The sequence below is a fragment of the Nocardia sp. JCM 34519.1 genome, from assembly GCF_020361265.1.
In the GTDB taxonomy this organism is placed as follows: domain Bacteria; phylum Actinomycetota; class Actinomycetes; order Mycobacteriales; family Mycobacteriaceae; genus Nocardia; species Nocardia arthritidis_A.
The window spans coordinates 1159994-1173368 of the sequence record NZ_JAIRBR010000001.1 but is presented as its reverse complement, the minus strand read 5'-3'; the positions used below and the strand labels follow the sequence as shown (position 1 = coordinate 1173368).

The window sequence follows — 13375 nt, the reverse complement described above, 5'->3', positions numbered from 1 at the left end:
ATGGCTGGGCAGAACAAGTTTCGCGTTCAATTGCCGGGGTGATCACAAACGGCCGATCCGTCGTCCGCGACGGCCGGACAATATCTCCTGGTCACACGACTAGGTTCTTGGTGTGGTATGGGCGATTCGCGCCCGGCGTGTCGTAGCGGACCTCTCAGTCGCCTCTCAGTCGCGGCGGTCAGACTGGTCGCATGCGCATTCTGGTAGTCGACGACGATCGCGCCGTCCGAGAATCGCTGCGCCGGTCGCTGACCTTCAACGGCTACTCCGTCGATCTAGCGGTGGACGGGGTCGACGCCCTGGAGAAGGCGACGGCGCAGCGACCGGACGCGCTCGTACTCGATGTGATGATGCCCCGGCTCGATGGGCTGGAGGTGTGCAGGCGGCTGCGCAGTACCGGTGACGACTTGCCGATTCTGGTTTTGACGGCGCGGGATTCGGTCTCCGAACGCGTCGCCGGACTGGATGCGGGCGCCGACGATTATTTACCGAAGCCATTCGCGTTGGAGGAATTGCTCGCGCGTTTGCGGGCACTGCTGCGGCGCACGGCGGGTGATGCCGGAGATGCCTCGGAGGCGATGAAGTTCGCGGATCTGTCGCTGGATCCGGTGACGCGTGAGGTGTCGCGGGGCGAACGCTCGATCAGTTTGACCCGTACCGAGTTCTCGCTACTGGAAATGCTGATGGCCAATCCGCGCCGGGTACTCACCCGCAGCCGCATCCTGGAAGAGGTGTGGGGGTACGACTTCCCGACATCCGGTAACGCGCTGGAGGTCTATATCGGATATCTGCGCCGCAAAACCGAGGCCGAGGGCGAATCGCGGCTCATCCACACGGTGCGCGGCGTCGGATATGTACTTCGCGAAACCCCGCCGTAGGCCGCGCGGCATGTCGAGAACCATCCCACGGCGGGCCGTTGTCGCCGGCCTCGGTCAGCCGCGACCCCCGGACCCGCCGGAAATGCGTCCGCCGACACCGCTGACCCAATCGGTTTCGCTGCGCTGGCGGGTGACGCTGCTGGCCGCGTCGGTCGTCGCCATCGCGGTGGCGGTCACCTCGATCACCGCGTACACCATGGTGCGCAGCTCGCTGTACAGCGATGTGGATTCGCAGTTGAAGGCGCGGGCGGCGACGATGATCGACCACGACATCGAACGGCTCGGCTTCCAGTCGATCCTGGTGGCCAGCCTGTATTCGAACGATATCGGTGTCGCGCTGATCTTCCCCGACCTGCGGTCCTACGTTCCGCCGCAGCCGACCAATCCGCCGGTCGGTGCGCCGGAGATCGCGGTGGCGCGCGGGGAACTGGGCCTGTCACTGCGCACCGTGAGCAATCAACGAGTGCTCGCCCGGCGCACGAATTCCGGTTCCACCCTTGTGATTTCGCAGCGACTCGAACCGACGCGGGAAGTACTGGACCGGCTCGCCTGGCTGCTGTTCGTGGTCGGCGGTTGCGGCGTTGTGCTGGCCGCCGCGGCCGGAACCGCGGTGGGCCGCACCGGATTGCGGCCCGTCGCGCGCCTCACCGCCGCCACCGAACGCATCGCCCGCACCGACGACCTGACACCGATCCCGGTCTCCGGCGACGACGAATTGGCAAGGCTTACAGAGAGTTTCAACACCATGCTGCGCACGCTCGCCGAATCCCGGGAGCGGCAGCGCAGACTCGTCGCCGACGCCGGTCACGAATTGCGTACGCCGCTCACCTCGTTGCGCACCAATATGGAACTGCTCATCGCGTCGAGTAGGCCGGGCGCGCCGCCGATTCCGGAGGAGGATATGGCGGGCCTGCGCACCGACGTCATGGCCCAGATCGAGGAATTGTCCACGCTGGTCGGCGATTTGGTCGATCTTGCGCGGGAGGACGCACCCGAGGCCATCTACGAGCGAGTCGATTTCGGCGAGGTCGTCGAACGCGCGCTCGAGCGGGCCAGGCGGCGGCGCACCGGCATCGAATTCGTCGCAGACCTGCGCCCGTGGTTCGTCTTCGGGCAGGAGGCCGGGCTGGAACGCGCGGCGCTCAACGTCCTGGACAACGCGGCGAAATGGAGTCCGGCGGGCGCCTCGGTCGTGGTCGCGATGCGGGAGTGCGCCCCGGGCCTGCTCGAATTCACCGTCGACGACGGCGGCCCCGGCATCCCGCCCGCCGAGCGCGAACTCGTCTTCGAGCGCTTCTACCGAACCACCGCGTCTCGCTCGATGCCCGGTTCCGGTCTCGGCCTCGCGATCGTCAAACAGGTCATCACCAGACACGGCGGCACCATCGCGATCGACACCTCCGGTCGCGGTGGCACCCTGGTCCGCATCGTCCTGCCCGGCGAGCCGGGAAACCCGGACACACCGGCGGTGGGGTGAGCGGCGCGGCGCATATGTCCGGCTTACGTATCGTATTTCCTGGTGAGCGGGGTGTCCGCAGGTACATCTCGGAGAAATGAAAGCGCGGTCTCAGTCCGCTCTCAGTCGTCGTCACCATGCTTGGTGCAGACGTGAGGAGAAACGAGGAGCCCATGACCGAGGAGTCGAAGGACCGGCAGGACGAGTCGGCGGCGAACACCGCGCCGGATCATCAGCCGACCGAGCAGCTGCCCGCCGCGAACAGTTCGGCGGAGCCGCGGTTCGATCAGGCGTCGCAGTCCGGTCCGGCGGCGCCGCCATACGGTCCGGCCGAGTCGCAGGTTCGGCCGAGTTCGGCGCAGCAGCCCGATTCCGCGTGGCGGCGGCCGGATCCGGCGCAGCCGGGTGGACAACCCCAATTCGGTTCCGGCGAGCCACAATTCGGTGGGACGGGCCAGTACGGTCCGCAGCCCGAATACTCGACCCAGAGCGGGGTATTCGCGAACTATCCGCCTGGGCCCAATCCGACCCAGCCGTTCCCCGGCCCGGAGTATGCCGCGATGTCCTTCGAACAACCTGCCCCGCCGCCCGGCCAGGTGCCCGGCGCGGCCTTCGGCGCGCAGCCGCCGCAGCCCCGCCGCACCCTGCGCGGCTCGCTGATCGCGGGCGCCGTGGTGCTCGCGGTGCTCAGCGGCGGTGCCGGTGGCGCCGTCGGCGCGCTCGTCGCACACAACAACGGCACCTCCACCGTCACGAATGCCCTCGACGCACCGAAGCCCAATATCAGCAACGCGTCATCGGCCCCGCCGGGATCGGTGCAGGCGGTGGCCCAGAAAGTGCTGCCGAGCGTGGTGACCATCAAGGTCGCCGGTTCCCGGGCCGAGGGCGAGGGCTCCGGTGTCGTGCTCTCCTCGGACGGCCTGATCCTGACCAATAATCACGTGGCGGGCGGCGCCGGTCCGAACGCCAAGATGCAGGTCGTGTTCTCGGACAACAGCACCGCACCGGCCACCCTGGTCGGCGCCGATCCGGTTTCGGATCTCGCGGTGATCCGGGTTTCCGGTAAGAACGGCCTGACCCCGATCGAACTGGGCACCTCGGCGAATCTGCAGGTCGGCCAGCCGGTCGTGGCGATCGGCGCGCCGCTCGGCCTGTCCGGCACCGTCACCACCGGAATCGTCTCGGCGCTGAACCGCCCGGTTTCCACCCAGGGCGAGGGCGCGCCGCAGAGCCAGGCGGCGGTGAACCCGGTAATCGACGCCATCCAGACCGACGCCGCGATCAACCCGGGCAACTCGGGCGGTGCGCTCGTCGACGGCAGCGGCAAACTCGTCGGCATCAACACCGCCATCGCGACCCTCGGCGCGAGTGAGATGCCCGGTCTGGGGCAGCAGCAGAGCGGTTCCATCGGCCTCGGCTTCGCCATTCCGGTCGATCAGGCTCGCCGGGTCGCCGACGAGTTGAGCAAGACCGGTCACGCCACCTACGCCCAGATCGGCATCAAGATCCAGGCGCAGGACCCCGTCAACGGCGCGCGGGTGCTGGAGGCGACGCCGGACGGCCCGGCCGCCAAGGCCGGAATTCCGGCGGGCGTCGTGGTGACCAAGGTGGACAACCGCAACATCGACTCCGGCGACGCACTCGTCGCCGCGATCCGTTCGCACGCACCGGGAGACAAGGTGAAGATCACCTACACCGACGATCAAGGCAACAATCCGAAGACCGTCGAGGTGACCCTCGCCGGTGCACCCGCGGACGGTGGCCGATGATGCGGCTGCTACCTGGCGGTAAGGGAACCCTGACCACGGACTCCGCCGCGCATCTCGGCGCGGCGATCGACCTCGCCGGCCTAGGCGCTACGGTGAGCACCATGGAAATCGATGCTCCTGTGGCGGGGCGTGCACTGGTGGTGGTCGTCGATGATCGAACGGCGCATGGGGGAGAGGATTCGCTAGGTCCGCTGGTGACCGAGCTGCTCACGGAGGCGGGCTTCCTGGTGGACGCGTCGGTGTCCGTTCAGGCCGACGAGGTGGAGATCCGCAATGCGCTGAACACCGCGGTGATCGGCGGCGTCGACCTGGTGATCTCGGTCGGCGGCACCGGCATGTCGCCCCGCGATGTCCCCCCGGAGGCGACCGCGCAGGTGCTGGACCGGGAACTGCCCGGGATCAGCGAGGCGCTGCGTTCCTCCGGCCGGTTGGCGGGTTCGCTCGACGCCGGCCTGTCCCGCGGTCTGGCGGGCGTATCCGGCAGCACACTCGTGGTAAACCTGCCCGGCACCCGTTCCGCGGTTCGCGACGGCATGGCAACCCTCGGGCCGCTGGCCAGCCGAGTGATCGGCGAGCTGTCCGGATTGGCCGAATAATCTCCCCGGCACCGAATTCCGACGACCCTCGTCCGGCGCAGCGCCGGGCGAGGGATGCCGCGCGTCTGGCGCGGATCTTCGGCGACACCCTCCCGGATACGACGAGCGATGAGCGCGGTCCCGAACCGGATACCGCCGGTTCGTCCGATGACTGGTTGCGCTCCCAAGTGCCGCCGCATCACGGTTGAGCTGTATTTTTCTACGGTCCTGCTACGTAATTCACGACCTATAGCGTTGTGATATGCCCGTTATCCTTACGGTTTCGTCGTTTATTTAGCGATACTTTTACGAAGCTGGCGCGTATGCCGCAACTGCCCTTTTAGGTCGTTTTGTTCCCCTTATCAGACCGATGGGTCTGTTCTGATTACCTATTTATGCACGTCACGCGATAGATGCATACAGGTTACTGTGACGTGAATCACATACACAGGTTCGCAGAACACTACGTTGCGGCCGAATTACCGGCGGTTTAATGTCCGTCACGAGCTAACCGACTATTGGACCCCGCAGGCCCGAGTTGCGCACGTAGTTGCCAACTCAACGGAACCCGGCTCGGTTCCGTGCGCCTCCCGACTTTGTTGCGCCGAAATAACGGCCGGTTACAAACCGGCAACACCAGGGCGACAAACTGGGCTGGGCCTGAGCGGACCATTGTCCAGCCTCGATGGTCGAGGCTGACTGTTAGAAACCTGATGAGGGGAAGTATGAGCGAGAACCGCACCAACGGTTTGCGTCTCGGTGTGCGCGTCGCGGGCGTCGGCGGCGCCGCGGCCGTGGCCATCGGGCTGCTTTCAACCGGTGCAGCGAATGCGGACACCTTCGTGCCGTTGCCGGACGGCCAGAAGATGGGTCCCGGTGTAACTATTACGCGAAATGGCGAACACGCCATTATTTCCCCGTCGATGGCCGCGAACGGCGCCGGACGCGTTGTCTGGGTTTCCGGTAACGCCGTCGCCGAAGTCACCGATACCCCCGAGGGCACGGCGGGTCCGAATAACGGTGCCACGAATGCCCCGGGCACCAACAATTCGTCGACACACGGCACCTCGGAACTCACCACCGGCTACATCATCGGCTGCCAGGTTTCCATTTCCGACAGCGCGATCTCGGCCAACCTCGGCGCCACCGCGAGCCTCACCGAGGCGGGCGTCAGCGGCGGAATCGGGCTGGATATCGGCCCCGGCGAGGTGAAATGGGTCGCCATCGACAACAAGGACATCACCAAGGTCGGAACCTATTCGGTGGAGTACCAGGACGTCGAGCTCGACATCCAGGGTTGCGCCGGATACGCGCAGGCACGCGCCGTCACCGTTGTCGAAATCATCGGTAACGACTACTCGAAGACCAGCCTCTACGGCATGCCGTTCAGCATCGGCTGAGCCGGATCGAAAATTTTCTCGCTGCGGCGATTTTCAACCCCTCGAAGGGTAAACGAATAATGTTCAACCGTAAGAATATGGCGAAGGCGGCCGGTTTCGGTGCGGCTGCCACCATCACCATCGGCCTGCTTTCCGCCGGTGCGGCGAATGCCGACACTTTTGTTCCGCTGCCGGGCGGCGAAATCGTCAAGACGCTGTCGGATGGCACGGTGGTCACCGTCCGTCTGACCGGCGAGTCCGCGAATATCAACCCGTCGATGGGCGCCACCCCGGTGCACCGCAATGCATGGGTTTCGGGTACCGCGTCGGTCGAAATTTCCGGCGGCTCCAGCGCCCCCGGCGGCGGCATTTACCCGGGTTACACCGTCGGCTGCCAGGTGAATATCGGCGGCGGCAATATGAACGGTTCGGCGAATGCGTCGGGCACCTATGACGGCAAGAGCCTCGACGCCGGTGTCGGCACGGGTGGCACGCTGAACCTGGGTCCTGGCCAGGCGAAATCGTTCTACATCATCGACCGGGAAGTCCCGGACGACTACGGCCAGGAGCACCATTCCAAGAAGGCGAAGTTCACCGGTGGCCACGGCTCGGTGACGTGGGCCGATGAGACCATCGGTCTGACCGGATGCGGCGGTTACGCGCAGGCGCGGTCGTTCGTCAGCGTCGAGATCGAGACCGACACCGTCGTCACCTGGGTGACGCTCTGGGGTCAGCCGTTCAGCCTCGGCTGAGTCCGGCCCTGTCCCTGCCGGATTCATGGCGGCATCGCCGCAGGTCAGGCGGGATGGGCTCGATAGGAGACCAAAGGAACAGGTCCGTTGCATCGGCGACGGACCCGTTTCGCCATGTGAGTGGCCGAACCTCGCCATCGCACGGGATGGTAGCGGTGTTGCCGAGGTTTCGGTGTAAGTTGATCGGAAATCCTGAGATTTTCCTCAGAAGAGCTTAGGATGGGCGCGACCCAAGATCGTTGTGCAATCGTTGTGCGGCGAGACGGTCGGCAAGATCCCTTGCTGGGCAGTAGATTCCAGCACAGGTCGGTCGGCCTGAAAGGGAAATACCTCGGCCGCGGCGAACCCACCGCGGCCGACCGCTAGAACCTGATGAGGGGAAGTATGAGCAACAACCGCACCGCCGGTCTGCGCCGCGGTGTCCAGATCGCGGGGGTCGGCGCCGCCGCTACCGTCGCAATGGGCCTCTTTTCGACCGGTGCCGCGAACGCCGATACTTTTGTGCCGTTGCCGGACGGACAGAAGCTCGGCCCCAATGTGACCATCACGCACAACAACGAGCACGCCATCATCTCGCCGTCGCTGGCGGCCAATGGCGCGGGCCGCGTGGCCTGGCTCTCCGGCAACGCCGTCGCCGAAGTCACCGCTACCCCCGAGGGCAAGGTCGGCCCGAACAACGGTCCGAAGAACAACCCCGGCACCAACAACTCGTCGACCCACGGCACCTCGCAGCTCAACACGGGCTACATCATCGGCTGCCAGGTCTCCATCGGTGAGAACGCGATCTCCGCGAACATCGGCGCCACCGCCAGCCTGACCAAGGCCGGTGTCAGCGGCGGTATCGGTCTGAACCTCGGCCCGGGTCAGGTCGCCTTCGTTCAGATCGACTCGAAGGACATCCAGAAGGCCGGTCCTACTCGGTCGAGTACCAGGACTTCCAGGTCGATGTGCAGGGTTGCGGTGGCTACGCCCAGGCGCGCTCGTACACCGTTGTCGAAATCATCGGCAACGACTACTCGAAGACCACCCTCTACGGGATGCCGTTCAGCATCGGCTGACGTGTTCAACCCATCGAAAACCCTTCTCGCCGAATCGAACTCGAAAACCCCAGAGGGATATACCAAATGATCAACCGTAAGACTGTGGCGAAGGTAGCCGGTTTCGGCGCCGCTGCCACCGTGGCCATCGGCCTCCTGTCCACCGGTGCGGCCAACGCCGACACCTTCGTGCCGCTGCCGGGCGGCGAAATCGTCAAGACGCTGTCGGACGGCACCGTGGTCACCGTCCGTCTGACCGGCGAATCCGCGAACATCAACCCGTCGCTGGGCGCCACCCCGGTGCACCGCAACGCGTGGGTTTCGGGCACCGCGTCGGTCGACATCTCCGGTGACACCACCGCCAAGGGCGGCAAGATCTTCCCGGGCTACACCGTTGGCTGCCAGGTGAACATCGGTGGCGGCAACATGAACGGTTCGGCGAACGCGTCGGGCACCTACGACGGCAAGAGCCTCGACGCCGGCGTGGGCACGGGCGGCACGCTGAACCTCGGCCCGGGCCAGGCGAAGTCGTTCTACATCATCGACCGCGAAGTTCCGGACGACTACGGCCAGGAATCGCACTCGAAGAAGGCGAAGTTCACCGGTGGCCACGGCTCGGTGACGTGGGGCGATGAGACCATCGGCCTGACCGGTTGCGGCGGTTACGCGCAGGCGCGTGCGTTCGTCAGCACCGAGATCGAGACCGACAACGTCATCACTTGGGTCACGCTGTGGGGCCAGCCCTTCAGCCTCGGCTGATCCGCTCGGAGGGGACTAACCGATCGGACAGGTGAAGCGGGTCCGGTGCGAAAGCACCGGGCCCGTTTGCTTTTTCACCCGGCTCACGATTCGTGCCGCCCGCCCGCGCTGTCCGGCCCCTCGGCCAGCAGATCGCGGATCTGGATCAGCACCTCCGAATCGGTAAGTGCCGCATCCTCTTTCGAACCGAAGCGGTTGCGCGCATGCATCGCGGGCGCCACCAGCACGAAATACAGTACGGCCGCGATGATTACGAAGTTGATCAGCGCGGTGATGATCGGGCCGACCTGCACGAAGGTCGCCGGTTTGTCGGCGACGAGCCGGAAGCCGAGCCCTAGCGAATCGGTGCCGCCGAAGACCGCCAGTATCGGGTTGATGATGCCGTTGGTGAACGCGGTGACGATGGCGACGAACGCGGTGCCGATGACCACCGCGACCGCCAGGTCGACGACGTTGCCGCGAAACAGGAAATCCTTGAAACCCTTGAGCATTGCCGATATCTCCTCTGTCGATGGAGCTGGCGGTCCCGCTTGCCGTATTTCGGTGTGATGCTAGACGACCACCAGGGCAAATAGATGGTGAACGCTAGCCGGTCGCTAGCTGTTGTTATCTCGAGATCAGTGGAAGACGACCGTCAACGCGGTGTGCAGCGAGGCGGCCGCGACCGCCGTCGCGCGCGGTGCGTCCAACGCGACCAGCACCACCCGTTCGGGCGAGCCGCGACCGCGGGCATCGCCCGCCGCGACGAGTACCACCGCGGCATCGGTGGCCAGGGTGCGCGCCGGGCGGGCACCCGAACCGGACTGCTCATCGGCGCCGACGACATCGACCCGGTCACCCGCCCGCAGGATTTCGGCAACGGCGTTGTCCGCCAAGCGAATCGGTACGATCCGGGCATCGCGTGCACCGCTCGCGGCGGCGGCTAGACGCGGGCCGACGGTGCGCAGATCGGTGAATATCTCACCGGTGCGCATCGCGCCGGTGAGCGTCGCACCGATCAGCGGTTGCCGGTCGCGGACCGCGCCGCCCGGCAGTGATTTCGCCGGATAGGCCGAGATGCGGAGATCACCGGGTTCGATGAGTCGGCCGGGCGCCAGATCGCGGGCGGCGACAACCGCCTCGGTGCGTTCGGCGGACGGATCGCCGCGGACGAACAGCAGCAGCGCCAGCAGTGCGAGCACGGCGGCCGCGATGCGCCGGGCGAGCAGGGCATCCGCCCATGGTGGCCGATGCCACAGCGGCAGGCCGCGGCCGAGATCGGCGAACGATCGAGTCATGGCCGAATCGTATGACCGGCCACCCATCGGATCGCCCGGGAGAACCGGGACCTGTGGATAACGAAAAGGCTGTGGATAACCCGGAAATCAGCTGGCCACGGCCGCGGGCGCGGGTGCGGAAGCGGCCGAGGAGGCGCTGGAATCGGATTTTCCGGAGTCGGGCTTGGCGGCGCCGTTCGACTCGGATTTGGCCGGTTCGCTGGCCGTGGAGGTACCACCCCGGCTGTCGGTGCGGTAGAACCCGCTGCCCTTGAAGACGATGCCGACCGAGTTGAACAGCTTGCGCAGCTTCCCGGAGCACTCCGAGCAGACGCTCAGCGCCTCATCGGAGAACGACTGAACGATGTCGAAGCGGTTGTCACACTGGGTGCACGCGTACGAGTAAGTAGGCACTTCGGTTCCTCCGCTGGGTCGTCGATCTAGCACTCTACAGCCGACAGTGCCAACACCGCCAATCGGATTTTCATTCCGCGGCCGTCGTGTCCCCTTGATCACCATCGCCGAGCCGCAGCAGACCGCCGCGCGGGGTGAGCGCCCAGCCCATCCGCAGGTCGTGCGGTTCCTCCGGCAACTCGTCGACGACCTCGTCATCACGCACCACCGCGACCAGGCGCGCGTCCGGACGGGCCGCGGCGAGCGTCCGGTCGTAGTAACCGGCGCCACGGCCGAGCCGCACCCCGCGCCGGTCGACGGCGAGCGCGGGCACCAGGATGAGTTCGGCCCAGCCGACCGCGCTGGCGGGCAGCGTCGCGCCGGTCGGCTCCAACAGCCCGAACTTGGCCCGGCGCAGGCTGTTACGGCCCTCGTACTCCGACCAGAGCAGGGGACCGGGCGCGCCGGTGATCGGTAGCAACACCCGCGCGTGCGCGGCGCGCAGCGCGTCGAGCATCGCCGTCGAACCGGGTTCGTCGCCCACCGGAACATAGGCGCACACCCAACCGCGCGGGTGCAGCGCGCGCATGGCGGCAACCAGGCCCATGGCCTCGGCGGCGTGTTCCTCCGGCGTAATCGCCAGCCGTCGAGCCTTGATTTCGATCCGCCATGCATGTTTGTCGGCGTCACCGGGCATCTCCACGGAGATCACCTTAAGCTCACCGGGAAACCGCGTCGGCGACGCTGAACCCAACGGTGAAATGGATGGATAGGGTACGCACATGACAGCAGGGGCCGATGACGTGAACGTCGAGCAAACCGCGAAACCCGCCGGTGGGTCGTGCTTCCGCACGGCCGTCGTACCCGCGGCCGGGCTCGGGACCCGGTTCCTGCCCGCCACCAAGACGGTGCCCAAGGAACTGCTACCGGTGGTCGACACACCCGGTATCGAACTGGTCGCCTCCGAGGCCGCCGATTCCGGCGCGCAGCGGCTGGTGATCGTCACCTCACCCGGTAAGGACGGCGTCGTCGCGCACTTCGTCGAGGATCTGGTGCTGGAGGGCACGCTCGCCGAGCGCGGCAAATTCCAGCTGCTGGAAAAGGTGCGCAAGGCGCCCGCGCTGCTCGACGTCGCGTCGGTGGTGCAGGAGGAGCCGCTCGGGCTCGGACACGCGGTCGCGCAGGTCGAGCCGGTGCTCGATCCCGACGAGGACGCCATCGCGGTGCTGCTACCCGACGACCTGGTGCTGCCGTGCGGCGTACTGGACGTGATGAGCCGGGTGCGGCGCAAGCGCGGCGGATCGGTGCTGTGCGCGATCGACGTGCCCAAGGATCAGGTCAGCGCGTACGGCGTCTTCGACGTCGCGCCGGTGCCGGATGCGGTGAACCCGAATGTGTTGCGGGTCAACGGAATGGTGGAGAAGCCCGCGCTGGCCGAGGCGCCGTCCACCTTCGCCGCCGCCGGCCGATACCTGTTGGACCGCGCCATCTTCGACGCGCTGCGCCGCATCGAGCCGGGCGCGGGTGGCGAACTGCAGCTCACCGACGCCATCGCGCTGCTCATCGCGGAGGGGCATCCGGTGCATGTGGTGGTGCACCGTGGGTCGCGCCATGATTTGGGCAACCCGGGCGGTTATCTTCGTGCTGCGGTCGATTTCGCTCTGGAACGAGAGGAATACGGCCCCGCTCTGCGGGAGTGGCTGCAGCATCGGCTCGGTCCGGACTGGGATCCGCAGCTGACGGCGACCGACTGACGCCACGCATCGGCTTTCGCCGACGGTGGACCGTCGGGTACGAATGAAGGTTCACCGTCAGGCACCCGCAGGGCGTGCGGACAGGAGTCAGGGAAGGGTTCGATGCGCTCGGTTGAGGATCAGCAGATCAAGGTGACCGCGGCGGCGGTCGCGCCCCGGCCGGTCCGGGTCGCGATCTCCGAAGCGCAGGGTCTGCTGTGCGCCGAGGACGTGGTCACCGAGCGCCCGCTGCCCGGATTCGATCAGGCCGCGATCGACGGTTACGCGGTGCGCAGCGTCGACGTATCCGCGGCGGGTACCGAAATCCGCAACGAGGACGGTGAACTCGTCGACCTGACACTGCCCGTGGTCGGCGAGGTGAGCGCGGGTTCCCGGCAGCCGATCCGGTTGCAGCCGCGCCAGACCGTTCGGGTCGATACCGGCGCCCCGCTGCCCACGCTCGCGGATGCCGTTCTGCCCCTTGACTTCACCGACGGCGGCCGGGCCAGGATCAAGGTGTACGAGGCGGTGCGCTCCGGCGATTACGTGCGCCGCATCGGCGATGACGTGCAGCCCGGCGATGTCGCGGTGCGCGCGGGCACCATCATCGGCGCGGCCCAGGTGGGTCTGCTCGCCGCCGTCGGGCAGGACAAGGTGCTCGTGCATCCGCGGCCGCGGCTGTCGGTGATCTCGGTGGGCGGTGAGCTGATCGATATCGATCGCACGCCGGGGCCGGGTCAGGTCTACGACGTGAATTCCTATGCGCTGGCGGCCGCGGCCCGCGATGCCGGCGCGGATGTGAACCGGGTCGGCATCGTCAGCGCCGATCCGCGCAGGCTGCGCGATGTGATCGAGGGGCAGTTGGTGCGCTCGGAGGTCGTCGTCATCGCGGGCGCGGTCGGCGGTTGGGCCTCCGACCAGGTGCGTGAGGCGCTGGACGGGCTCGGCGAACTCGAAATCGCCAGGGTCGCCATGCATCCCGGTTCGGTGCAGGGATTCGGGCGGCTCGGCCGCGATGAGGTGCCGACATTCCTGTTGCCGTCGAATCCCGTTGGCGCGCTGGTAGTTTTCGAGGTCATGGTGCGGCCACTGATCCGGATCGCGTTGGGGCGCAGACATCCGATGCGTCGAATCATCCACGCCAGGACCATCACCCCCATCACCTCCATGGCGGGCCGCAAGGGCTATCTGCGTGCGCAGTTGATGCGCGACGAGGCCACCGGCGAATACCTGGTGCAGCCGCTCGGCGGCGGCACGGGCTCCTCCCATCTGCTCGCCACACTGGCCGAGGCGAACAGCCTGATCGTCATCGACCCGGACGAAACCGAGATCCGCACCGGTGACGAGGTGCGGGTCGCCTTCCTCGCACAGCGCGGCTGAGGCGTGGA

At 66.7% G+C, this 13375-nt stretch carries 13 protein-coding genes and 1 pseudogene; 10 read left to right on the top strand and 4 right to left on the bottom strand.

The window, feature by feature from the left end; all coding sequences use genetic code 11:
• The first annotated feature begins 191 nt into the window (after positions 1 to 191).
• From LGY53_RS05630 to LGY53_RS05590, 8 genes and pseudogenes are all read left to right on the top strand, one after another.
• A complete protein-coding gene (locus LGY53_RS05630) occupies positions 192 to 878 on the top strand; it encodes a response regulator transcription factor (RefSeq protein ID WP_225725534.1) in 687 nt (228 codons plus the stop codon).
• Positions 879 to 888: 10 nt separating this feature from the next.
• A complete protein-coding gene (locus LGY53_RS05625; protein WP_225725533.1) occupies positions 889 to 2355 on the top strand; it encodes a HAMP domain-containing sensor histidine kinase in 1467 nt (488 codons plus the stop codon).
• Between the two features lie 152 nt (positions 2356 to 2507).
• On the top strand, positions 2508 to 4103 hold the full coding sequence (locus LGY53_RS05620; protein ID WP_225725532.1) for a S1C family serine protease: 1596 nt from the start codon (positions 2508 to 2510) through the stop codon (positions 4101 to 4103).
• A 101-nt stretch (positions 4104 to 4204) separates the two neighbouring features.
• Positions 4205 to 4699, top strand: a complete 495-nt coding sequence (locus tag LGY53_RS05615; RefSeq protein WP_225725695.1) for a molybdenum cofactor biosynthesis protein B — start codon at positions 4205 to 4207, stop codon at positions 4697 to 4699.
• A 704-nt stretch (positions 4700 to 5403) separates the two neighbouring features.
• Complete coding sequence (locus LGY53_RS05605; protein WP_225725531.1) at positions 5404 to 6078, top strand: MspA family porin; 675 nt, start codon at positions 5404 to 5406, stop codon at positions 6076 to 6078.
• Between the two features lie 59 nt (positions 6079 to 6137).
• On the top strand, positions 6138 to 6809 hold the full coding sequence (locus LGY53_RS05600; RefSeq protein WP_225725530.1) for an MspA family porin: 672 nt from the start codon (positions 6138 to 6140) through the stop codon (positions 6807 to 6809).
• Positions 6810 to 7193: 384 nt separating this feature from the next.
• A pseudogene (locus LGY53_RS05595) lies at positions 7194 to 7867 on the top strand (MspA family porin).
• Positions 7868 to 7933: 66 nt separating this feature from the next.
• Positions 7934 to 8605 carry an MspA family porin gene (locus LGY53_RS05590; protein ID WP_225725529.1) on the top strand — a complete coding sequence of 224 codons (672 nt, stop codon included), beginning with the start codon at positions 7934 to 7936 and terminating at the stop codon, positions 8603 to 8605.
• 83 nt (positions 8606 to 8688) lie between these two features.
• Here LGY53_RS05590 and mscL read toward each other — a convergent pair whose 3' ends face one another.
• The 4 genes from mscL to LGY53_RS05570 all read right to left on the bottom strand — a co-directional run bounded on the left by mscL (position 8689) and on the right by LGY53_RS05570 (position 10951).
• Positions 8689 to 9096 carry a large conductance mechanosensitive channel protein MscL gene (gene mscL / locus LGY53_RS05585; protein ID WP_225725528.1) on the bottom strand — a complete coding sequence of 136 codons (408 nt, stop codon included), beginning with the start codon at positions 9094 to 9096 and terminating at the stop codon, positions 8689 to 8691.
• 126 nt (positions 9097 to 9222) lie between these two features.
• Entirely contained in the window at positions 9223 to 9882 is a 660-nt protein-coding gene (locus LGY53_RS05580; protein WP_225725527.1) for an SAF domain-containing protein, read from the bottom strand.
• Between the two features lie 87 nt (positions 9883 to 9969).
• On the bottom strand, positions 9970 to 10275 hold the full coding sequence (locus LGY53_RS05575; protein WP_225725526.1) for an FmdB family zinc ribbon protein: 306 nt from the start codon (positions 10273 to 10275) through the stop codon (positions 9970 to 9972).
• Between the two features lie 70 nt (positions 10276 to 10345).
• Entirely contained in the window at positions 10346 to 10951 is a 606-nt protein-coding gene (locus tag LGY53_RS05570; protein WP_225725694.1) for a 5-formyltetrahydrofolate cyclo-ligase, read from the bottom strand.
• An 85-nt stretch (positions 10952 to 11036) separates the two neighbouring features.
• Between LGY53_RS05570 and LGY53_RS05565 the strand changes: the two genes are divergently transcribed.
• Positions 11037 to 12008, top strand: coding sequence for a UTP--glucose-1-phosphate uridylyltransferase (locus tag LGY53_RS05565; RefSeq protein WP_225725525.1), 972 nt, complete (start codon positions 11037 to 11039; stop codon positions 12006 to 12008).
• 102 nt (positions 12009 to 12110) lie between these two features.
• Complete coding sequence (glp, locus tag LGY53_RS05560; RefSeq protein ID WP_167478001.1) at positions 12111 to 13367, top strand: gephyrin-like molybdotransferase Glp; 1257 nt, start codon at positions 12111 to 12113, stop codon at positions 13365 to 13367.
• Positions 13368 to 13375 lie beyond the last annotated feature (8 nt).